This is a genomic window from Allobosea sp. LjRoot90, assembly GCF_964254315.1.
Taxonomy (GTDB): Bacteria; Pseudomonadota; Alphaproteobacteria; order Rhizobiales; family Beijerinckiaceae; genus Allobosea.
In genome coordinates, this window is the sequence record NZ_CAXUTF020000002.1 from 565,294 (window position 1) to 586,444 (window position 21,151).

General features: G+C 66.1%; 22 protein-coding genes. 7 read left to right on the forward strand and 15 right to left on the reverse strand.

The window, feature by feature from the left end; genetic code table 11:
* Window positions 1-103: 103 nt before the first annotated feature.
* The gene (locus tag ACSQ3M_RS09385; RefSeq protein ID WP_436149791.1) at window positions 104-1,561 is read right to left on the reverse strand and encodes a phospholipase D-like domain-containing protein; all 1,458 of its coding nucleotides are present in this window, start codon (window positions 1,559-1,561) and stop codon (window positions 104-106) included.
* A 370-nt stretch (window positions 1,562-1,931) separates the two neighbouring features.
* Complete coding sequence (locus ACSQ3M_RS09390; RefSeq protein WP_436149792.1) at window positions 1,932-2,588, reverse strand: MBL fold metallo-hydrolase; 657 nt, start codon at window positions 2,586-2,588, stop codon at window positions 1,932-1,934.
* A gap of 253 nt (window positions 2,589-2,841) precedes the next feature.
* Between ACSQ3M_RS09390 and ACSQ3M_RS09395 the strand changes: the two genes are divergently transcribed.
* Window positions 2,842-3,705 (forward strand): AraC family transcriptional regulator, encoded by an 864-nt coding sequence (locus ACSQ3M_RS09395; RefSeq protein WP_436149793.1) that lies wholly within the window; start codon window positions 2,842-2,844, stop codon window positions 3,703-3,705.
* Window positions 3,702-4,676: an alpha/beta hydrolase family protein gene (locus ACSQ3M_RS09400; protein ID WP_436149794.1), complete on the forward strand. Its 975-nt coding sequence runs from the start codon at window positions 3,702-3,704 to the stop codon at window positions 4,674-4,676. Before ACSQ3M_RS09395 ends, ACSQ3M_RS09400 begins: the two co-directional genes overlap by 4 nt.
* Here the strand turns inward: ACSQ3M_RS09400 and ACSQ3M_RS09405 are convergent, their stop codons facing one another.
* The 9 genes from ACSQ3M_RS09405 to ACSQ3M_RS09445 all read right to left on the reverse strand — a co-directional run bounded on the left by ACSQ3M_RS09405 (window position 4,677) and on the right by ACSQ3M_RS09445 (window position 13,037).
* On the reverse strand, window positions 4,677-5,009 hold the full coding sequence (locus tag ACSQ3M_RS09405; protein ID WP_436149795.1) for a hypothetical protein: 333 nt from the start codon (window positions 5,007-5,009) through the stop codon (window positions 4,677-4,679). It lies immediately after the preceding gene.
* The gene (locus ACSQ3M_RS09410) at window positions 5,006-6,634 is read right to left on the reverse strand and encodes a fumarate hydratase (protein ID WP_436149796.1); all 1,629 of its coding nucleotides are present in this window, start codon (window positions 6,632-6,634) and stop codon (window positions 5,006-5,008) included. Before ACSQ3M_RS09410 ends, ACSQ3M_RS09405 begins: the two co-directional genes overlap by 4 nt.
* Window positions 6,635-6,778: 144 nt before the next feature.
* On the reverse strand, window positions 6,779-7,240 hold the full coding sequence (gene ptsN / locus ACSQ3M_RS09415) for a PTS IIA-like nitrogen regulatory protein PtsN (RefSeq protein ID WP_436149797.1): 462 nt from the start codon (window positions 7,238-7,240) through the stop codon (window positions 6,779-6,781).
* A gap of 84 nt (window positions 7,241-7,324) precedes the next feature.
* Entirely contained in the window at window positions 7,325-7,912 is a 588-nt protein-coding gene (gene hpf / locus ACSQ3M_RS09420; protein ID WP_436149798.1) for a ribosome hibernation-promoting factor, HPF/YfiA family, read from the reverse strand.
* Window positions 7,913-8,100: 188 nt separating this feature from the next.
* Window positions 8,101-9,633, reverse strand: coding sequence for an RNA polymerase factor sigma-54 (gene rpoN, locus ACSQ3M_RS09425; RefSeq protein WP_436149799.1), 1,533 nt, complete (start codon window positions 9,631-9,633; stop codon window positions 8,101-8,103).
* Window positions 9,634-9,791: 158 nt separating this feature from the next.
* Window positions 9,792-10,652, reverse strand: a complete 861-nt coding sequence (gene lptB / locus ACSQ3M_RS09430; RefSeq protein WP_436149800.1) for an LPS export ABC transporter ATP-binding protein — start codon at window positions 10,650-10,652, stop codon at window positions 9,792-9,794.
* 158 nt (window positions 10,653-10,810) lie between these two features.
* Entirely contained in the window at window positions 10,811-11,527 is a 717-nt protein-coding gene (locus ACSQ3M_RS09435; RefSeq protein WP_436149801.1) for an LptA/OstA family protein, read from the reverse strand.
* Window positions 11,528-11,568: 41 nt separating this feature from the next.
* Window positions 11,569-12,306, reverse strand: coding sequence for an LPS export ABC transporter periplasmic protein LptC (gene lptC / locus ACSQ3M_RS09440; protein ID WP_436149802.1), 738 nt, complete (start codon window positions 12,304-12,306; stop codon window positions 11,569-11,571).
* A 116-nt stretch (window positions 12,307-12,422) separates the two neighbouring features.
* The gene (locus ACSQ3M_RS09445) at window positions 12,423-13,037 is read right to left on the reverse strand and encodes a ribonuclease D (protein ID WP_436149803.1); all 615 of its coding nucleotides are present in this window, start codon (window positions 13,035-13,037) and stop codon (window positions 12,423-12,425) included.
* Between the two features lie 232 nt (window positions 13,038-13,269).
* Between ACSQ3M_RS09445 and ACSQ3M_RS09450 the strand changes: the two genes are divergently transcribed.
* The 3 genes from ACSQ3M_RS09450 (at window position 13,270) to ACSQ3M_RS09460 (ending at window position 15,551) form a co-directional block, all read left to right on the forward strand.
* Window positions 13,270-13,698, forward strand: a complete 429-nt coding sequence (locus ACSQ3M_RS09450) for a DUF805 domain-containing protein (RefSeq protein WP_436149804.1) — start codon at window positions 13,270-13,272, stop codon at window positions 13,696-13,698.
* The gene (gene dapE / locus ACSQ3M_RS09455; protein ID WP_436149805.1) at window positions 13,695-14,897 is read left to right on the forward strand and encodes a succinyl-diaminopimelate desuccinylase; all 1,203 of its coding nucleotides are present in this window, start codon (window positions 13,695-13,697) and stop codon (window positions 14,895-14,897) included. The genes ACSQ3M_RS09450 and dapE overlap by 4 nt, the downstream gene beginning before the upstream one ends.
* A 66-nt stretch (window positions 14,898-14,963) precedes the next feature.
* Window positions 14,964-15,551, forward strand: a complete 588-nt coding sequence (locus tag ACSQ3M_RS09460; RefSeq protein WP_436149806.1) for a hypothetical protein — start codon at window positions 14,964-14,966, stop codon at window positions 15,549-15,551.
* Window positions 15,552-15,558: 7 nt separating this feature from the next.
* Here the strand turns inward: ACSQ3M_RS09460 and truA are convergent, their stop codons facing one another.
* From truA to def, 3 genes are read right to left on the reverse strand one after another with little or no spacing between them, the layout of a single operon-like run.
* Complete coding sequence (truA, locus tag ACSQ3M_RS09465; protein WP_436149807.1) at window positions 15,559-16,296, reverse strand: tRNA pseudouridine(38-40) synthase TruA; 738 nt, start codon at window positions 16,294-16,296, stop codon at window positions 15,559-15,561.
* Between the two features lie 2 nt (window positions 16,297-16,298).
* Window positions 16,299-17,228 (reverse strand): methionyl-tRNA formyltransferase, encoded by a 930-nt coding sequence (fmt, locus tag ACSQ3M_RS09470; protein WP_436149808.1) that lies wholly within the window; start codon window positions 17,226-17,228, stop codon window positions 16,299-16,301.
* A 34-nt stretch (window positions 17,229-17,262) separates the two neighbouring features.
* Window positions 17,263-17,796: a peptide deformylase gene (def, locus tag ACSQ3M_RS09475; RefSeq protein ID WP_436149809.1), complete on the reverse strand. Its 534-nt coding sequence runs from the start codon at window positions 17,794-17,796 to the stop codon at window positions 17,263-17,265.
* A 115-nt stretch (window positions 17,797-17,911) separates the two neighbouring features.
* On the opposite strand from def, the gene ACSQ3M_RS09480 reads away from it, so the two are divergent.
* Window positions 17,912-19,096: a DNA recombination protein RmuC gene (locus tag ACSQ3M_RS09480; RefSeq protein WP_436149810.1), complete on the forward strand. Its 1,185-nt coding sequence runs from the start codon at window positions 17,912-17,914 to the stop codon at window positions 19,094-19,096.
* A gap of 15 nt (window positions 19,097-19,111) precedes the next feature.
* On the opposite strand, the gene ACSQ3M_RS09485 is transcribed toward ACSQ3M_RS09480, so the two are convergent.
* Complete coding sequence (locus ACSQ3M_RS09485; RefSeq protein WP_436149811.1) at window positions 19,112-19,651, reverse strand: hypothetical protein; 540 nt, start codon at window positions 19,649-19,651, stop codon at window positions 19,112-19,114.
* Between the two features lie 254 nt (window positions 19,652-19,905).
* Here ACSQ3M_RS09485 and ACSQ3M_RS09490 point away from each other — a divergent pair, with 254 nt between their 5' ends.
* Window positions 19,906-21,147: an MFS transporter gene (locus tag ACSQ3M_RS09490; RefSeq protein WP_436149812.1), complete on the forward strand. Its 1,242-nt coding sequence runs from the start codon at window positions 19,906-19,908 to the stop codon at window positions 21,145-21,147.
* Window positions 21,148-21,151: the final 4 nt, after the last annotated feature.

A 21,151-nucleotide genomic window follows, 5' to 3' on the forward strand; every position in this document is an offset into this window, starting at 1 on the left:
TCCACGTCTTGACCACCAAACTCGATCAGTGAAACGAAGACGTGGGTGGTCGGGACAAGCCCGACCATGACGGTAAATGGCCTGCCCCGTGAAGCCGCTACCCTCACAAATAGGGCGACCAGAGCCAGAGCATCCGGTCGAGCAGGCGCAAGGGGAAGGGTCGTGACCGCAGCCCCTTCAGCGTGACCGGCCGTGCTCTGGCGATCGCCGCGTCGATGCGCTGCTCGATACCTCCAGCGAAATCCTCGTCGAGCACTTCGAGGTCGATCTCGAAGTTCAGCCGCAGCGAGCGCGCATCGAGATTGGACGAGCCGACATAAGCCCAGGCACCATCGATCGCGAGCAGCTTGGAGTGATCGAACGAGCCGGTGGCGCGCCAGACCTTGCAGCCATCCTTCAGCACCTGGTCGAACTGCGCCCGCATGGCGCGGTCGACCAGGACGAGGTTGTTGACGTCGGGCACGACGATGTCGATGGCGACGCCGCGCCGCGCCGCGGTAATCAGCGCACTGATCAGTTCGCGATCCGGCAGGAAATAGGGCGACATGATCCGGATCGAGGCCCGCGCCACCGAGAAAGCGCCGATCAGCAGCTTGTGGTTGGTCTCCAGGCTGGCGTCGGGGCCAGATGCAACCGCGCGCATCAGCACGGTCGGACCTTGCGGCGCCACCGCCGGCGTGACTGCCCAGGTATCGCCGGCGAGCTCCTCGCCCGAAGCGAAGCGCCAATCCTCAGCCGCGACGGCGAACAGATCCTCGACGACCGGCCCCTCGACGCGGAAATGCGTATCGTGGGCCGCAGCCTCGCCGGCGAATTCGGAGGTGAAGCCCTGGCGGATGTTCATGCCGCCGGCGAAGGCGATCCGCCCGTCGACGATCAGCAATTTGCGGTGGGTGCGCAGGTTCGCATAGGGCAGCCTCAGGCCAATGATGATGTTGCCGTTGAAGACCTCGGTCGGCACGCCGTTCTTTTGCAGATGGCCGACGATGCTCGGCACCGAATAGCGCGCGCCGACGGCATCGATCAGCACGCGCACATCGACGCCGCGCCGAACCGCCGCGATCAGCGCGGCAGCGATGCGCAAGCCGAGCGGATCGCGATCGAAGATATAGCTCTCGAGGATGATCGAGCGCTCGGCCGCCGTGATCGCCTCTGCCATCGCCGCATAGGCCTGGTCGCCAGTCCTGAGCACCGCAATCGCATTGCCTGACTTGAGATGGCGGCGCGTCGCCTTGTCGCCCAGGGTCTTCAGCGCGGCGAAGCGGCGTCCGAAATCGCGGGCGATGTCGGCGTTCGAGACCTCGAATGTCTGCGCCAGCGGATCGGCACCGAGCTTCGGCTTGCGCTGCGAGACGATCGCGGCGCGACGGATGCGGTTGATACCACCCACCGCATAGATCAACGGCCCGATGATCGGCGAGAGCACGATGACGCCGACCCAGCCGATGGCGGCGCGCACCTCGTCCTTGGTCATCGCGGCATGGCTGGCCGCGACGACGGTCAGCGCCAGCGAGACGACGCCGAGGATATGCGGCCAATAGGTCGAGAGAATCTCCCACATGGCCGCGACTATCGCATGGGCCGCGAAACCGGCAACGCGAGCGAGCGCCTAAGGACGCGGCCGGTTTTTCATGGAACCGCCCTTGCAATGACAGGATCATAATCCCATATCGGGGTCACGGTGATGTCGAGGGCGTTCCACCGCCCTCCGTCCCGTTGAAGACGGCCATGAACCCGAAGCCAGCGACGCCGGATGTACGCGCGCCCTTCCGGACATGGCCGTTAGCGTTTCTGGAGCCCTTCAACCGCGTCATGCTCGGGCTTGACCCGAGCATCTCAGGCTGAAAGAGGCTCCGATCAGCGCCTTCTCGTCATGAGATTCTCGGGTCTGCGCTTCGCTTCGCCCGAGAATGACGGCCCCGACGGCTCCCTCACCCCTGCAGGAACGGATTGGTCTGGCGCTCCTCGCCGAGCGTGCTGGCCGGGCCGTGGCCGGGCAGGAACTGAACGTCGTCGCCGAGCGGCAGCAGCTTGCCCTTGATGCCGCCGATCAGGTCCTTGTGGTTGCCATAGGGGAAATCGGTGCGGCCGACCGAGCCGGCGAAGATCGTGTCGCCGGCGAGCAGGAAGCGCAGATCCTTCTGGAAGAGTGTGACATGGCCGGGCGTATGCCCAGGCACATGCTGCACGGAAAAGCTGACATCGCCGACCGAAACGCTGTCGCCCTCGGCGAGCCAACGCGTCGGCGTTACCGCCTGCACACCCCGCATCTCGAACATCAGCCCCTGCTGCGGTAGCGCGTCGAGCAGGAATTTGTCGGCCTCGTGCGGCCCGACGATCGGCAGGTTCAGCACGCCGGCGAGCTCGGTCGCGCCACCGGCATGATCGATATGGCCATGGGTCAGCCAGATCGCGACCGGGGTTACACCCAGTTCCGTCAGCGCGCCGCGAATGCGCTCGACATCGCCACCGGGATCGACGACCGCAGCCTCCTTGGTGCGCGTGCACCAGACGATCGAGCAGTTCTGCTGGAAAGGCGTCACCGGCACGACGGCGATGCCGAGCGGAGAGGTCGTATCGCTAGTCATCCATCATCTCGTGGCTGCTCACATCAGAAACCCAGCGGTGCAACACGGCAGGGCGGCGGCGCGACAGCCATACCTCAAATGCCGCCCTGCCCAAACCCGTTCGCCACGCTGCGTTTCGGGGGCAAGACGATTGCGGCATTCACATCCATGAGGTGAATCGGGATGCATGATGAGGAAACGGACCGGTCCCGTTCCGGGTACTTTAGCAAAAGCAGCTAAGTTTCCGGCTCACCGATAGGGCAGGCTATTCTCGATGGCCAGCGATCGAACAGTACAGGATTATCGCGCTCGCGTGGCTCGTGCGGTCGCCGCCATCGTTGCTGATCCGATGGCCGACTTTCGTCTCGACGATCTCGCACGCCTCGCCAATTTCTCGCCCTTCCATTTTCACCGTGTCTACGCCGGCGTGGTGGGCGAGACGACGGCGGCCACGATCCGCCGAGTCCGACTGGCCCTCGCGACACGCCTCCTGACCGGCTCGAATGAAAGCATCACACAAGTGGCACTGACTGTCGGCTATGATAGCCCGCAGGCCTTCACGCGCGCCTTTCACCAGTTCACCGGGCAGTCGCCGCGTGCATTCCGGCAGCAGATGAGGCGCGCGATCCTCACCGTCGACCAGGCGGCCAGTAACGACAGCGACGATGAAGCCATGCCGACTGTCGCGATCGTCGAACGACCGGCGCAATGGCTGCATGCGCTACGGCATGTCGGGTCGTTCGCCACCATTCCTCACACGCACCGGCAGCTGCGTCTGCGCGCCGGCATACGAACGATCTCGGGGAAATGGGGTGCCTCCTTCGGCAATCCCGAACATGCCGATCGCTTCAGATACTACGCCGCCATCGCCTCGCCCGATCCTTGGCCAGAGGATACAGAGATCGAGGCGCTGGAGATCCCCGGCGGCCACTATGCCGTGCACCGGCTGACCGGTCCGTACACCCGCATCAAAGCCGCCGTGCAAGCCATCTACACGAACTGGATGCCGGGCAGCGGCTACGAGCCGGATGATCGGCCCATACTGGAGCATTATCTCGACACGTCATCGCGCGGGATAGCGCCTGCCGCGTTGCGCACCGACCTCCTGATCCCCATCCGCAGCGCGAGCATGCCATGAACCTCAGCCGTCTCCTCTGCTGGATCGCCCTTTGCCTTGTGCCCTCCCTGGCGCAGGCGGCCGGGTTCAAGCCCGTCGAAATTCCGGCCGAAGGGCTACTTCAGCCGTTGAAGGGCGCGGTCTGGTATCCGTGCACGCGGCCGCCGAGCGAGGTGAAACTCGGCCCTTTCGCCATGTCCGTCGTCATGAATTGTCCGCTCGCGGGTGAGAAACGTCCGCTCATCGTGGTTTCGCACGGCAGGACCGGCAGCTTCCTCGGACACCGTGACACGGCAGAGGTTCTGGCCGACGCCGGCTTCATCGTCGTCGCCATCAACCACCCCGGCGACACCAGCCTGGACCAGAGCCGTACGCGCGAGTTCTCGGTCTTCGTCGAGCGGCCGGCCGACATCAAGCGCGCGGTCGATTACATGCTCGGCTCATGGCCCGATGCGGCCAGGGTCGATGCCGAGCGGATCGGATTCTTCGGCTTCTCGCGGGGCGGCTATACCGGACTCGTCGCCGTCGGCGCCAATCCATATTTCGGTAAGCGCCTCAGGCTCTGCGAGGGCAATAACAGCCCGCTCTGCGATCAGGTCCGCATGGGAGAACTGCCGGAACTCAGCCATGATCCGCGCATCAAGGCTGCGGTCATCGCCGACCCGCTCAGCGTCTTCTTTACGCAGCAGAGCTTCAAGAACGTGCTGGTGCCGGTTCAGCTCTGGGGCTCAGAGCACGGAGGTGACGGCGTGACCCCGGCCAGTGTCGCAGACATAGCGGACTGGCTGCCGGTAAAGCCCGAATTCCGCGCCGTGCCCGGCTCCCAGCATTTCTCCTTCCTGCCGCCCTGCCCGGCCGAGCTGGCCCAGTCGGCTGGCGAGCTCTGCAGCGATCAGCCCGGTTTCGACCGGGCCGCGTTCCACGCCGATTTCAACGCCCGCGTGCTCGCCTTTTTCAAGGCGCAGCTCGGCCAACCGCCAGAGATCAGGTAGTCAACGGCCTCCGCAGCGATTGGCGAGCAGCAGGCGGTAGTCGGCCAGCGACTGGTCCATCTGGCCGACATTTTCCTCGCGCTGCCGTCCGCTCTGGCAGGTGGCGAAGACGGAACGGGCCTTCTGCATGAAGGCGACATGGTCGCGCCAGGCCGCGCACTGCGTCGCCTGATCGGCCGTGGCGACCTGCTGCATGCGATATTGCCGCTGGCGCATCGCCGCCTCGTTCTGGAACAGATCGCGCGTGCACGTCGCCGGAACGGGACGCGATTGTGCCAGCGCTACGGCAGGTACAAGGATCAGCAGGGCGGCGAACGCGACGCGGACGATCATCCGAGATTCAGCTCCTTGAAGAAGTCGTTGCCCTTGTCGTCGATGACGATGAAGGCCGGGAAATCCTCGACCTCGATGCGCCAGACCGCTTCCATGCCGAGCTCGGGATATTCGAGCACCTCGACCTTGCGGATGCAGTCCTGGGCGAGGCGCGCTGCCGGCCCACCGATCGAGCCAAGATAGAAGCCGCCATGCGCCTTGCAGGCCTCGCGGACTTGCGCCGAGCGGTTGCCCTTGGCGAGCATGATCATCGAGCCGCCGAAGGACTGGAACTGGTCGACGAAGGAATCCATCCGGCCTGCCGTGGTCGGGCCGAACGAGCCCGAGGCGAAGCCCTCCGGCGTCTTGGCCGGGCCGGCATAATAGACCGGATGGTTCTTCAGGTAGTCCGGCATGCCCTGGCCGTTCTCCAGCCGCTCGCGGATCTTGGCATGGGCCGAGTCGCGCGCGACGATGATCGTCCCGGTCAGCGAGAGCCGGGTCTTCACCGGGTATTGCGTCAATGTGGCGAGAATCTCGCTCATTGGCCGATTAAGATCGACCTTGACGACATCGCCGCCGAGCTTGGCCTGGTCGATCTCGGGCAGGTACTTCGACGGATCGGTCTCGAGCGCCTCGAGGAAGATCCCGTCCTTGGTGATCTTGCCCTTGGCCTGACGGTCGGCCGAGCAGGAGACGCCGAGCCCGATCGGCAGCGAGGCGCCGTGGCGTGGCAGGCGGATGACACGCACGTCATGGCAGAAATACTTGCCGCCGAACTGCGCGCCGACGCCGAGCGCCTGGGTCAACTTGTGGACCTCCTCCTCCATCTCGATGTCGCGGAAGGCGTGACCGGAGGGCGAGCCCTTCGTCGGCAGCGCGTCGAGATATTTGGTCGAGGCGAGCTTGACCGTCTTGAGGTTCTGCTCGGCCGAGGTGCCGCCGATGACGATGGCGAGGTGGTAGGGCGGGCAGGCGGCGGTGCCGAGCGTCAGGATCTTTTCCTTCAGGAACGCCATCATCCGGTCCTTGGTCAGGAGCGAAGGCGTCGCCTGGAAGAGGAAGGTCTTGTTGGCCGAGCCACCGCCCTTGGCGACGAAGAGGAATTTGTAGGCGGAGTCGTTGGGCCCTTGGCCCTCGGCATAGATGTCGATCTGCGCCGGCAGGTTGGTCGCGGTGTTCTTCTCCTCGAACATGGAAAGGGCTGCGACCTGCGAATAGCGCAGATTGCGCTTGAGATAGGCGTCGTAGACGCCTTCGCCGAGCGCCGCCTCATCCTCCCCTTCGGTCCAGACCTTGCGGCCCTTCTTGCCCATGATGATCGCGGTGCCGGTGTCCTGGCACATGGGCAGCACGCCACCGGCTGCGATGCCCGCATTCTTGAGCAGGTCATAGGCGACGAAGCGGTCATTCGAGGTCGCCTCGGGGTCGTCGAGGATTTTCGCAAGCTGGGCGAGGTGGCCGGGCCGCAGCAGATGGTTGATGTCGATGAAGGCCTGCTCGGAGAGCCGCTTGATCGCGTCGCGCGAGACGCTCAGGACCTCGCGCCCGCCGACCGTCTCGACCGTGACCCCGTCGCTGCCGAGCGAACGGTAGGGCGTCTTGTCCTCGCCGAGCGGGAAGAGATCGACATGGGTATAGGCCATCGGCGGCGCTCCGTCGGTTCGACGACGCCATGTGCAGAACGCGCGGCGCCTCACGGTTTCGGCCGCGTCATAGCCGCTTGGCGCAAGGCCTCCAAGCCTAGATTGAGATCATTCCAGGGAAGCGGCAGCCCCGTGCTGCCTCTCTCAGGCCGCCTTGGCAGCAGTCTCCGCCAGGATGGCGTAGATGGCGGCCGGGTCATGCGCATGGCGCACCTGCTCCAGAACCGACTGGTTGCGCAGCACGCGCGCGACGCGGGCCAGTGCCTTCAGGTGGTCGGCCCCCGCCCCTTCCGGGGCGATCAGCACGAAGACGATGTCAACCGGCTGACCGTCCAGCGCCTCGAAGTCGATCGGCTTATCGGCGCGGCCGAACAGGCCGACGAGCCGGTCGATACCGGCCATCCGGCCGTGCGGAATCGCGATGCCGTCGCCGATCCCGGTCGAGCCCAGGCGCTCGCGCTGGAGCAGGGCTTCGAAGAGTTCGCGCTCGGGCAGGCCGGTCAGCAGGGCGGCGTGCTGCGCCAGCTCCTGCAAGGCCTGTTTCTTGCTGTTGGCACGCAGCGGTGAGATCACCGCGTCGGGTCGGAGAAGATCGGTCAGCGTCATAGGCCAATCCATGCATGTCCCGTGCCGGAACGCAGGCGCCACCGGCATCCCGGCCGGCGCCCGAGCTCCATCAGCGGCGAGACTTCAAGAAAGAGAAGCCGGCGGATCGATCCAGCCGATATTGCCGTCGCGGCGGCGGTATACGACGTTCATGCGGCCATTGCCAGCATGGCGGAAGATAACCACAGGCGCGCCGGTCAGGTCGAGCTCAGCGACCGCATCGCCAACCGTCATCTGGTGCAGGGATTTGGTCGATTCCGCCACGATCACCGGATTCTCGCCGGCGTGATCGGCCTCGTGCTCTTCGATATCCTCATCGGGGGCAGCGATCACATAGCTGGGGATTTCCAGCCCGGGCTCGCGCCCGTTGGTGGCCGCAGCGCGATCTTTCAGTCTTCGCTTGTAGCGACGCAGCCGCTTCTCGATACGCTCGGCCATCTTGTCGAGGCTGGCGTAGGGATCGTGCGCAGTGGCGGAGGCTTCGAGCGTGATGCCGGAGGAGAGATGCAGGACGCCATCGGTCTTGAACGCGGTGCCGTCCTTGCCGACGGTGACGTGGCCCTGGTAGCCGCCCTCATAGTACTTGCCCAACGCTGCGGCGACCCTGGCTTCGGCCTGGCCGCGCAGGGCCTCGCCGACATCGAGATTCTTGCCGGAGATTCGCAAGCTCATGGAGTGCTTCCCCTTCTTGTCGCCATGGTCAGTAGCCGACCATCCTAAGGAGGTAAGGACGGGCCCCCGAGGTTGTCAATGCATCGCCGGGCGGAGCTGCACAGGCGGCATGCCCCACGACGCGTGTCTTGCGGCAGCTGCCGCAGCGTGATGCCAACCAAGCCGGGCGCCGGCGAGCGCCCGGGGGCTCAGCGTACAGCGAGCGCCATCGCCGCCTTTTCGCGACGGCGCTCCATCGAGGATGGAATGCGCAGCGATTCCCGATACTTCGCCACGGTTCGGCGGGCGATGTCGACGCCGTTCCCCTTCAGCTTGACGACGATGGCGTCATCGGAGAGCACGTCACCTGGCGCCTCCTCGTCGATCATCTGCTTGATGCGGTGGCGCACGGCCTCGGCCGAATGTGCCTCGCCATAGCCGGTTGCGGCAATCGCGGCGGAAAAGAAGTACTTCATCTCGAAGACGCCGCGTGAGCAGGCGAGATACTTGTTCGAGGTGACGCGCGAGACGGTCGATTCATGCATGCTGATCGCATCGGCGACCGTTTTCAGGTTGAGCGGACGCAAATGCTCGACACCGTGGGCGAAGAAGCCGTCCTGCTGGCGCACGATCTCGCTGGCGACCTTGAGGATGGTGCGGGCGCGCTGCTCGAGCGAGCGTGTCAGCCAGTTCGCCGTCTGCAGGCATTCGGCGATGAACGCCTTCTCCGCATCGTTCCGCACAGCCTTCGAAACGCGGGCATGATAGGTCTGGTTGACCAGCACGCGCGGCAGGGTGTCGGGATTGAGGTCGACCAGCCAGGAGCCGTCCGGCGCGGCGCGGATGAAGACGTCCGGCACCACAGTCTCGGCAGCCGAGCCGCCGAAGGCGCGACCGGGCTTTGGGTCAAGCCGCCGGATCTCGGCGACCATGTCTGCGATATCCTCGTCGTCGACCCCGCAGATCCGCTTCAGGGCGGCGTAGTCACGCCTGGCGAGGAGCGGCAGGTTGGCGAGCAAGGCCTGCATCGCCGGGTCGTAGCGGTTGCGCTCGCGCAGCTGGATCGCCAGGCACTCGCTGACATCGCGGGCGGCGACACCGCTCGGGTCGAAGCCCTGCACGACGGCGAGCACCGCCTCGACCCTGGCGAGGTCAACGCCGAGGCGCTCGGCGATATCGGCCAGAGGCTCGCTCAGATAGCCGGAATCGTCGACGCCATCGATGATATGGCTGCCGATCAGCCGCTCCGCCGGCGCGGTCATCGCAAGGTCGAGCTGGGCGCTGAGATGATCGTGCAGCGAGAGTTCGCTGGTCAGGCTGCTTTCGAAGCCGTCCGGCCCCTCGTCGAAGGAACCGCCGGAACCACCATAGCTGCCGCCGATGATCGGCAGGCTGTCGGCCCCTTGCGTCTCAAGCCGCGCCGCCTGCGGCTGCTCGTTCTGAAAGACATTGTCGAGCCCGGTGCCGAGCCGGCCCTCCATGCCTTCCTGGGTGTTGAGACTCTCGGCACGAGCATAGGTTTCTGCGTCAACGGCGAGCGGGCTTTCACCCGCACCGTTCAGTGAACCTAGCTCCGGAGTCTCGTCACTGCGCTCGAGCAGCGGGTTGCGCTCGAGCTCGCCCTCGACGAAGCTCTGCAGTTCGAGATGGGAGAGCTGGAGCAGCTTGATCGCCTGCAGCAATTGCGGCGTCATCACCAGGGACTGGCCCTGGCGCAGCTCCATGCGTGGCATCATCGCCATCGCGATCCCGACTCCTCAGCCTGCGGCAATTCGGCACGGTTCTTGCCTGTCAACAAGACTAGCCGGAGGCTGCGGCGGCGTCAAAGCTCTTCGGGGGCTTTCGCCCCGGGAAGTTAATGCGCTGCAACATCGGCAGGCGGAGCGCCCGCCAATTCCGCTCAGAGACGGAAGTCCTCGCCGAGATAAACGCGGCGGACATCGGCATTGGCGATGATCTCGGCCGGCGAGCCTTCGGTCAGCACGCGGCCGGAATGGATGATGTAGGCGCGGTCGACCAGGCCCAAAGTCTCGCGGACATTGTGGTCGGTGATCAGCACGCCGATGCCGCGATCGGTCAACTGCCGGACCAGTTCCTGGATATCCCCCACCGCGATCGGGTCGATACCGGCGAAGGGCTCGTCGAGCAGGATGAAGGAGGGGCGGCCGGCGAGCGCGCGGGCGATCTCGCAGCGCCGCCGCTCGCCGCCCGAGAGCGCGATCGAAGGCGCCTTGCGCAGGCGGGCGATGTTGAACTCGTCGAGCAGCTTGTCGAGTTCGCGTTCGCGTTTCTTGCGGTTCGGCTCGACCACTTCAAGCACGGCGCGGATGTTGTCCTCGACGGAGAGGCCGCGGAAGATCGACGCCTCCTGCGGGAGGTAGCCGATGCCGAGCCGGGCGCGCTGGTACATCGGCAGAGTGGTGATGTCGTTCCCTTCGAGCGAGATCACACCCATATCGGCGCTGACCAGGCCGGTGATCATGTAGAAGATCGTGGTCTTGCCGGCGCCGTTCGGTCCCAGCAGCCCGACCGCCTCGCCGTTGCGGACGTAGAGCGAGGCCTCGCTCACGACGTTGCGAGAACCGTAGGTCTTGCGCAGGCCGCTGACGGCCAGGATGCCGGTGCCACCGACAGCGCTCGCGATGCGACCAGGCTGCACATCCTCTTCAGCCGCGGGCTTGTCCTTGCCCTTGCCGAAGAGTCCGCCGAGCCTGGCGAACACGCCAGAGCGCACCGCCGGCGCCTTGGCCGGCCGCGTCACGCCGGGCTGCGCCTGCTGGCCAGCCGCGGGAGGAGGAGAAAGAGGCACCGTCACAGGAGAAAGCGCGAGCTGCTGGCGTTCGACATGGGTCCGCTCTGGTATGCGAGGCGCGCCGAACTGGCAACGCCTTCCTGCGACCGCCCCAGCCGCAAAGGAATTCAGTTGGTCGGTGCGGCGGCCGGCTTGGCCCCCGCCTTATCCTTGCCGTCCTTGCCGTCCTTACCGGCCTCGCCCGAATTCGGCACGAAGAAGCCCTGGACACGGCCCTTCGAGGTCACGTTGGCGACGCCGGTCTGCGTATCATAGACGAGTTGGTCGCCCCGGGTGATGTTCGGGCCATCGTTCAAAGCGACATTGCCGGTCATGATCACTTTGTTGTTGGCGCGATCGAAGACGGCATTGTCCGAGGTCGCGGCCTGGGTCTTCGAGACAACGGTGACCGGTCCGGTGCATTCGATGCGCTTGATCGCGCCGTCACTGCTCTGACCCTGGCCCTGCGCGGCAGGTTGGGCCGGCTTCGGCGTGCCGCCCTGGCCACGACCTTCATAGAACACCGTCATCACCGAGCAGCGCACGGTGGTCTCGCCCTGTACGGCAACGACATTGCCGGAAAAGACCGCCTTGTTGTCCTTGTCGAGCACATCGAGCTTGTTGGCGTCGATCTTGATCGGCTCCTTGCTGTCACCGCCCATGCCGCCGAAGGGCGAGCCCGGGGCGCCGCCACGCGGCTTGGCCGGCTTGGCTGGCGTAGCACTCGCGGCGGCGGGCGCTGCAGCAGGCGCCGAGCCGGATCGCGCGGGCGGCTGCTGAGCCTGAGCAGCGACGGACAGGGCCGGCGCGATCAGGGCAGCGAGAGCGAGAACGAAGGGTTTCATCGGTGACCTGTGGTTGACCTGCATGGCTCGGTGCGATGATCTTACGGCTTGCCGGCGGAACGAAGGGCTTCGAGATTGGGCGTGCTGCCCTCGCGCTCCGGCCCAGCGAGGCTGCGCGCCGGCGCGTTCTCGATCAGGACATGCACGCGGCCCTCGAAGGTAATCAGCGCCCCATTGTCCTTCACGTCGAGCGTGTCGGCGTCAATCGTGGTCGTGCCGAGATTGACCTTGACCGGCTCACGCGAATTGACGGTTCCACCCTTGAAGTCGACATCGGCCGTGCGCATGCGGACATCATAGCCCGACTCGGTGCGGATCTTCACATCGTCGACCAGTTTCAGCTTCTCCTTCTGCTGGTCGAAAAGGCCGCTCTGCGCGTTGATGTTGATCCAGCCCTCGTCCTTCACCAGCACCCGCGCCGTCATCTTGACCAGTTCGATCTGCGTCGGATTGCGCACGTCCTGGAGGGCCGAGTCGGCCGTGACCTCATAGGGGCTATTGTCCTTGCGATAGCCGGCGAGCTTCGGCGCCTCCATCACGACCTTGCCGCCCGACAGGCTGATGCCGCCCAGCGAAAGATTACCGACCTGACGCAACGGATTGAGGAAGGGGACGACGATCAGGCCGACCACCGCGACGACAGCGCCGACCGGGATCAGCCGCCGCAGCACGCGCACGAGCGCAGAATGCCGGCGCGCCGTCTGGAAGGCGCGCTGCCGGATCTGCGCCCGCATCGCCGCCGGGCTCCGCGTCTCAGGGGTCGTGATCGCCAAGGTCATGCCCGCCCATTGCCAGCCACCAGCGGCTTTTTCATGTCGAACCGGCGCGCTCCAATGAGCGCGCGCAACCGGTTCGGCAGCCGCCCGGCGAACAGCTTAGTTCAAATAACTCAACTTTACGTATGCGCGAAGATGTCGACCTCGGGCCAGCCAGCGAGATCGAGCTCGGCGCGCGTCGGCAGGAAATCGAAGCAGGCCTTGGCGAGATGCGCGCGCCCTTCGCGCTCCAGCATCACGTCGAGCTTCGCCTTCAGTGCGTGAAGATGCAGCACGTCGGCCGCGGCGTAGCCGAGTTGCGCCTCGGTGAGCGTGTCGGCGCCCCAATCGGAGGATTGCTGCTGCTTGGACAAGTCAATGCCGAGCAGTTCCCGGACCAGATCCTTCAAACCGTGCCGATCGGTGTAGGTGCGCACCAGCTTGGAGGCGATCTTGGTGCAGTAGACCGGCGCGGTGACGACCTCGAACGCCTTCTCCAGCGCGGCAATGTCGAAGCGGGCGAAGTGAAAGAGCTTCAGCACGCCGGGATCGGCGAGGACGCGGCAGAGATTGGCCGGCGCCGGCGCTTCCTTCGGAATCTGCACGACATCGGCGGTGCCGTCACCGCGCGAGAGCTGCACCACGCAGAGCCGGTCGCGCTGCGGATTGAGCCCCAGGGTCTCGGTGTCGATCGCCAGGATCGGCCCCGGCTGGAACCCATCAGGCAGATCGCCGCGATGCAGACGAATGGTCATCCTGGAAACCTCGCTCGGCGGCGCAGCGTGCCGCCCGGACATATTTTCGCCTGCCAGTCGGCCGAACGGCCTTTCCGAAGCTCGGCGGACGTTCCGCAGCTAGCGGCGCCGCCTCCCGCATTCAAGCATTTTCTCTGGCGATACAAGCGGTTCGCGGGCATTAACCTTTTATTAAGCATATGCTTCATTCGGGCGCCCGGGCGTGCAAAGATGCGGAATCGGAGCCTGACGCATGTCCGCAATCCGCCTGTTCACCGATATCGACGGCCGCATCGGCCTACGCCAGTTCTGGCTCGGCAGCATTGCGCTCGCGCTCTGCCTGCTGGCGATCCAGTGGGTTGCGCCGCAACTGACCGACAAATTCACCGCGACGAAGATCGTTGCCTTCGCCAACGCCTTTGCCCTGTTTCCCTGGGCGGCGCTGGCGGCGAAGCGCGCCACCGACCGGGGCGGCTCGTCGCTCTTCGGCATCCTGCTGATCTGCGCCATCGTCCTGCCGCGGGAATTGCAGCCGCTGCTCGGCTATGCCTGGGCGCCTTCGCTGGTCGCGATCTCGACCATGGCCTGGCTGGTCGCGCTGGTCGATCTCGGCCTGATGCCGGGCGTCGATCCCGATGCGGCGCTTGCGGCGCAAGAAGGGGCTGCTAAACGGGCTCGATGAGCCCGAACACGCCCGCCCCCCTCGACTTCGATCCCACCGACCCGATCGCCCTCACTCAGGCGTTGGTCCGCTGCCCCTCGGTAACACCGGCAGAGGGCGGCGCGCTCGCATTACTCGGCGCCGTGCTGAGCGCCGAGGGCTTCAATGTCGAGCGCCCAATCTTCTCCGAGCCCGGCATGCCGGATATCGAGAACCTCTATGCCCGCATCGGCAGCGAGGGGCCGGTCCTCGTCATCGCCGGCCATACCGACGTCGTGCCGCCTGGTGATCTCGCCGCCTGGACGCGTGATCCCTTCGCAGCCGAGATCGTCGATGGCGTGCTCTACGGCCGCGGCGCCTGCGACATGAAGGGCGGACTCGCCGCCATGGTTGCTGCCGCGATCCGCTATCGCCGCGAGAACCCGGAGGCGCCGGGCTCGATCGCCTTCCTCGTCACCGGCGACGAGGAGGGACCGGCCGTCAACGGCACGGTCAAGCTGCTGGCCTGGGCCGATCAGCGCGGCGAGCGCTTCGACCATTGCCTGCTCGGCGAGCCGACCAATCCAGCGACGATGAGCGACATGATCAAGATCGGCCGGCGCGGCTCGCTGACCGGCAAGCTCAGCGTCCAGGGCGTGCAGGGCCATGTCGGCTATCCGCACCTGGCCCAGAACCCGATCCGCGGCATGGTCCGGCTGCTGGCGGCATTGGACGCGACCCCGCTCGACGCCGGCACCGAGCATTTCGACCCGAGCAATCTCGAGGTAACGACGCTCGATGTCGGCAATCCCGCGACGAACGTGATCCCGTCGCAAGCCCGGGCCGTGTTCAACATCCGCTTCAACGACCTCTGGACGCCGGAGACGCTGGCCGCCGAGATCGAGCGGCGGCTGCGCGAGGCAGCCGGCAATGCCGTGCGCTACGAGATCGCCTTCGAGCCGACCAATGCCGTCGCCTTCCTGACCCAGCCCGGGCCATTCGTCGCCATGGTCGCCGAGGCAGTCGAAGCTGAAACCGGCAAGCGCCCTGCCCTGTCGACGACCGGCGGGACCTCCGATGCCCGCTTCATCAAGAACTACTGCCCGGTGGTCGAATACGGCGTCGTCGGCCAGACCATGCACAAGATCGACGAACGGGTCGCGACCGCCGATCTCAAGACGCTCGAGCGGATCACGCACCGGCTGCTGAAGACCTATTTCGCCACGCCACTGCAATCTTGACGGAACCCGGCTGAGGGATCACAGTTAGACGAAAGTCTAATGCCGTGACGTCAGGAGGGTTGAGCCATGAGGCTGGCTGCCGACGATGTGACGCGTTCCCTGATCGCCTCCTGGCGCCTGCTCACAGCCGACGCCAGGGCCCTACCCGATCTCGACCTGAGCCGTGACGGCTTCTGGCGCTCCTATCTCGCGCTCATCCTGACCATTCCGTCGATGATCCCGGTGCTGGCGGCCGAACGAACCCTTGCCGGCCTGTCGAACAGTGGCGGGCTCTTCGATGCGCCCGGGCTGCTCGCCGCGGTCGTCACCGCCGAGATGCTGGCGGTGCTCACCGTGCCGGCGCTGCTGGTCGGAATCGCGCCGAACCTCACCCACAATCCGCGCTTCACCGGCTTCATCATCATCTGGAACTGGTCAGCCATCCTGTCGGCTGGGCTGATGGCGGTGCCGGCGACAGTCTTCGCGCTGGGCTGGTCCAATCCGGGCATCGCAGCCTTCCAGACCCTCGCCTTCGCGACGATCGTGCTGCGGCTGCGCTATTGCGTGGCGCGCGCCGCCTTCGGGCCTGAGAGCGGCGTCGCTGGAGCGGTCGCCTGTGCCAGCCTGCTGGCGGACTATGCCGTCATCCAGACCTTCGGGCTGGCCGGATTCTAAGCCGAATTCAGTAATCCACGCCCGCGAGATAGAGCCCGCTGGGCGGCGCCAGCGCCGCGCATTGCGAGCGGTCGCGCGCCGCCAGCACCTTGCCGACCTTGTTCTCCGGCCAGCGCCCCATGCCGACCATCTTCAGGCAGCCGACCATGGAGCGGACCTGATGGTGCAGGAAGGAGCGGGCATGGACATAGGCCACGATCTCGGCCCCCTCGCGCCGGCAGTCGAACCGGTCGAGCGTGCGCATCGGGCCGTTGGCCTGGCATTCGGCGGCGCGGAAGGTGGTGAAGTCGTGATGGCCGATCAACGCCTTGGCGGCGCGGTCCATCGCCTCGTGATCGAGCCTGACCGGGACATGCCAGACGCGGTTCGCGTCGAGAGCCGGCTGCGCCCGCCGGTCGAGGATGCGGTAGATGTAATAGCGACGCGTCGCCGAGATCCGGGCATCGAACGTGTCCGGCACCGCCTCGGCGCTCAGCACCGCCACCGGCAGGCGCTTCAGCCTGGCGTTGGTGGCGTCGCGCACGACATCGGTGCGCCAGTCCTTGTCGAGATCGACATGGGCGACCTGGTGGGTGGCATGGACGCCGGCATCGGTCCGCCCCGCGCAATGCAGGCGCACGGCATGGCCGCAGAAGGCCTCGATCGCCTCCTCGACGCTCTGCTGCACCGACGGCCCGTTGAGCTGGCGCTGCCAGCCTGAAAAGGGTGTGCCGTCATATTCGATGACGAGCTTGTAGCGCGGCATCTTTACAACTTCGCGCCAGCGCCGAGCCTGGCGCCGCGCAGAAATTCCTGAGCACTCATCGGCCCTTTCCCCGCGCGCTGGAGCTGAAGCAGCTTCACCGCCCCGACCGCGCAGGCGACGGTGCCCTCGTCGTCGAGCAGCGTGCCCGGCTCGGCCGCGCCGCCGGCGCGTGCGGTGCGCAGCAGCTTCAGCCGCTCCGGCCCCTTGCCGAGGTCAACCTCAATGAAGGCGCCGGGGAAGGGCGAGAGGCCGCGCACGACATCGTGGACCTGCTGCGCCGGCCAGTTCCAGCTCAGCTTCGCCTCGTCATTGCCGATCTTGCTGGCATAGGTCACGCCCTCTTCGGGCTGCGGGGTGAAGCGCAGGCCGCCCCGGCCAAGCGCCGGCAGCGCCCGGACCATCAGATCGGCGCCGAGACCGGCGAGCCGGTCATGCATCTCGCCGGCCGTGGCGTTGCCATCGATCGCCAGCGTCTCGACCATGGCGACAGGGCCGGTATCGAGCCCCTCCTCCATCCTCATCACGCAGACACCGGTCTCGGCATCGCCGGCCATGATGGCGCGCTGGATCGGCGCCGCGCCGCGCCAGCGCGGCAGCAGCGAGGCGTGGAGATTGAGGCAGCCGAGTTCAGGCACCTCCAGGATCGCCTTCGGCAGGATCAGACCATAGGCGACGACGACGGCGACATCAGCCTCGTGCGAGGCCATGATCTCGGCGGCCTCGGCGTTCTTCAGTGTCTTGGGCGAGAACACCGGAATGCCGAAGCGCTCGGCCGTGACCTGGACCGGCGAGGGCCGCAATTCCATGCCGCGCCCGGCCGGTGCCGGAGCGCGCGTATAGACGGAAACGACCTCATGACCCTGGCCGATAATCTCGGTCAGAGTGGGCACGGCGAAATCCGGCGTGCCCATGAAGATGACGCGCAAGCTCATGCGATGACGCTGTCCATAGCTACCGACCTGCCGTTCAGGCCGCGCTGTCCCGTTTCGCTGCCTTGGCGAAGCGCTTGGTGACACGCTCCCGCTTCAGCCGCGACAGATAATCGATGAAAAGCACGCCGTTGAGATGGTCGATCTCGTGCTGCAGGCAGGTGGCGAGCAGGCCGTCGGCCTCGATCTCCTGCGCCTTGCCGTCGAGATCGCGATAGCTGACCTTGACCCGCGCCGGCCGCTCGACCTCCTCGTAATATTCGGGGATCGACAAGCAGCCCTCCTCATAGGAGCTGAGCTCCTTCGAACTCCACGTCACCTCCGGATTGATGAAGACCACCGGCTCGCGCGCCTGCTGCTCGCCTTCCTCGGCCTTCTTCGAGACGTCGAGGGTGACGAGGCGGACCGGCTCGCCGATCTGGATCGCGGCCAGGCCGATTCCCGGCGCGTCATACATCGTATCCAGCATGTCCTCGGCGAGCTTACGGATCTCCGGCGTGATGTCGCCGATCGGTGCGGAAACCTTGCGCAGCATCGGGTCGGGCAGGATGACGAGAGGACGGATAGCCATAGGGCGCTCTGAAACGATTGTCGGGAGTTGCGGCGACATAAGCTCTTGTGGGGAAGCGGTCAAACTGTTCCGCTTTCGTTCTAGAATTGCCACACGAATCGTGTAGGCTTCTACGATGAACCAGATCGCTTTCGTCCTGCTTGAGCGCCCGGTGAGCTGGGCCGAGGCTGCCTTCGGCTTCGCCGGGCTGACGCTCATCCTGCTGACGCTGGCGCTGTTCACGTCCTGGCGCGGCTCGCGTCGGCGCGAAATGGAAGCGGCGATGGCGGCCGAACGGGCCCGCGAGATGGATGACAAGGTCGCCGAGATGAACCGGCTGCAAGCCGAGCTCACCGGCCGCATGCAGTCCATGGCCGAGATCCTCTCGACCCGGCAGGGCGACCTCGCCCGCATCATGGCCGACCGGATGGACGGGCTGCGCCAGCAGGTCGGCGCCGGGCTGGAGCAGAATGTCCGCCAGACCAGCGAGAGCCTCGGCAAATTGCAGGAGCGGCTCGCCGTCATCGACAGCGCCCAGAAGAACCTGACCGAGCTCACCGGCGAGGTGGTGACGCTGAAGGACGTGCTCTCCAACAAGCAGGCGCGCGGCGCCTATGGCCAGGGCCGGATGGAAGCGATCATCCGCGATGGGCTACCCGCCGCCTTCTTTTCGTTCCAGCCGACGCTCTCAAGCGGCAAGCGGCCGGACTGCCTGGTAACCTTGCCGGGCGATGGGCGCGGCCTTGTCATCGACGCCAAGTTCCCGCTGGAGAGCTTCACCATGCTGCGCGAGGCGCGCGGCGACGAAGCGAAGAAGCAGGCTTCGGCGCGGGTGCGCGGCGATGTCGGCCAGCACGTCAAGGACATTGCCGAGCGCTATTTCCTGCCGGGCGAGACGCAGGACATGGCATTGCTCTTCGTGCCGTCGGAATCGATCTATGCCGATCTGCACGAGCATTTCGACGACGTCATCCAGAAGGCGCACCGGGCGCGGGTGATGATCGTCTCGCCCTCGCTATTGGCGCTGGCAATCCAGCTGATGCAGTCGCTGGTGCGCGATGCGCGCATGCGCGAGGAGGCGCAGGTGATCCAGTCGGAGGTCGGCAAATTGCTCGACGACGTCCGCCGGCTCGGCGACCGCGTCGACAAGCTCGACAATCATTTCCGCCAGGCGCAGGACGACGTCAGCCAGATCAAGACCTCGGCCGGCAAGGTCACCGGCCGGGCCGAGAGGATCGGCGCGCTCGAATTCGACGATGCCAGGCCCAATGAGCCGGCCTTGCCATTCGCCAAAGAGGTGAAGCTGAAGGCGGCAGAGTAAGGGCCGCCACCAACCCTAGCGTGGCCGTGGCAATTGCCGCTCGGCCTCGCCGATCAGGCTGTCCTGGCCATCGGTCGGCCCGCCGTGAAGCTCGGCGACCCGGCGCAGCATGGCGAAGAGCTCCTCGAACTCCGCCCGGTTGAGATGCGGCCGCAGCAGATCGCGCAAATCCATCAGCGCGATCGTCTTCGAGGGAGAGGCCTTCACGGCATGGCGCGCCAGGACGAGGCGCTCATCGAGATCGGCGCCGTATTCCAGCATGACGCGCATTTCGCTGCGGATGAGGTCAAGCTGCTCGGTCGTCGGCTCACCGCGTTCGTTGGCAACGAGGCACATCAGCGCGACGGCGCCATCGCGGCTTTCCGGCAGCGTCTTCAACGCCGTGCGGCGCGCCTCGGCTTCGGCCTCGGCACGACGCTTGCTCAAGAGCTCGCGGCGCTTCTGCTCGCTGCCGGCGCTGAGACGCTGGCTGACATATTCCATGCCGCCGCCCCAGATCATCCAGTAGATCACGCCAGTGGTGATGGCGCCGACGATGGTCGCGAGAATCGGCATACGCGTCTCCTGTTGCAGCGCCTGCAATCGGGGCGAGCAATGCAGGACGGTTCGGGCTTGGCCCGATCAGAGCCTATATCGCAACTCTGAGGCGACCTTTGTGACGAGATCAGCCATTGTGCGCGCGTGCTCCGCGCACGCCGGATGGCGGCATTTCGGGCCCCAAGAGCGCATTTTCCGTCCGCTCTGCCATGGCGAGAGCACATTCCGGCGTAGAGCTGGGACCTCCCAGATCGCGCCGGAGGCCTTCAGCCGTGCTCGTCCAGATCGGAACGCTCATCGCCGCGACGAGCCTCGTGCAGCTCGCCAACGGCTTCTTCAACACGTTCCTGTCGCTGCGCCTGACGGTAGAGGATTTCGGGGCGACGCTCACCGGCATCGTGCTCAGCGCCTATTTTGTCGGCTTCTCGATCGGCGCCATCGGCTGCGGCCACGTCATTCAGCGCATCGGACATATCCGTGCCTACGCCGCCTTTGCCGGCCTGGTGGTGGTCGCGACCGCGGCAATGCCGCTCTTCGTCTCGCCACTCGGCTGGATCCTGTGCCGGATGGCGATCGGCATCGGCTGCGTCGGCCTGTTCATCACGACGGAAAGCTGGCTCAACGCCAAGGCACCGCCGGACCAGCGCGGCCGGATCTTCTCAATCTACATGGTCGGCACTTTCCTGGCGCTGGCGGCCGGCCAGCTGCTGATCGGCAAGCTGCCTGTCGCCTCGACGACGCCGTTCAACATCGTCGTCGCGCTCTTCGCGCTGGCGCTGATGATGGTGAGCGCGACACGCGCAGAAGCGCCACCGCTTCCGAGCGACTCGACCCTCGCCTATGGCGAGCTGACACGACAGGCGCCGGTCTCGGTGATCGGCTGCGTCGTTTCGGGCATCGTCACCAGTGCCTTCTACGCGCTGTTCCCGGCCTGGATGGCGCGGAACAACATTCCCCAGGAGACGATCGCCTTGTTCATGCTTGTCGCGGTGCTGGGCGGGTTCGCCTTTCAGGTCCCGGTCGGCAGGCTGTCGGATCGGGGCGACCGCCGGGTCGTGCTGGCAGGGCTCGCTCTCGGCTTTTCCGCTGCGGCAGTGCTGCTCGATCTCGTCCCGCGCCATCTGGCGCTGGTGCTGCCGGTCGCCGCCCTGCTCGGCGGCTTCATGTCGACGCTCTATCCGGTCTGCGTTGCTCATGCGCTCGATCGCATGCCGCAGGATCGTATCGTCGCCGTCAGCGGCCGGCTGATCCTGGTCAGCGGCATCGGCTCGGCGTTCGGCCCGATCCTCGGCGCCCAGGTGATGGCGCGCCTCGACATCAACGGGCTGCTCTATTTGATGGCGGCCGCGACCGCCGCGCTCGCGGCCGTCGCGGGCTTGCGCATCAGGCAGCGGGCGGCGGCCGAGCAGATGGCCGAACGGCCCTTCGCGATCATAACCCCATTGACCGCGCCGATCTCGCAGGAGCCGGAAGCGACGGACCCTGACGGGACGCCGCGCCCCCTGCCCGGCTGAGCGC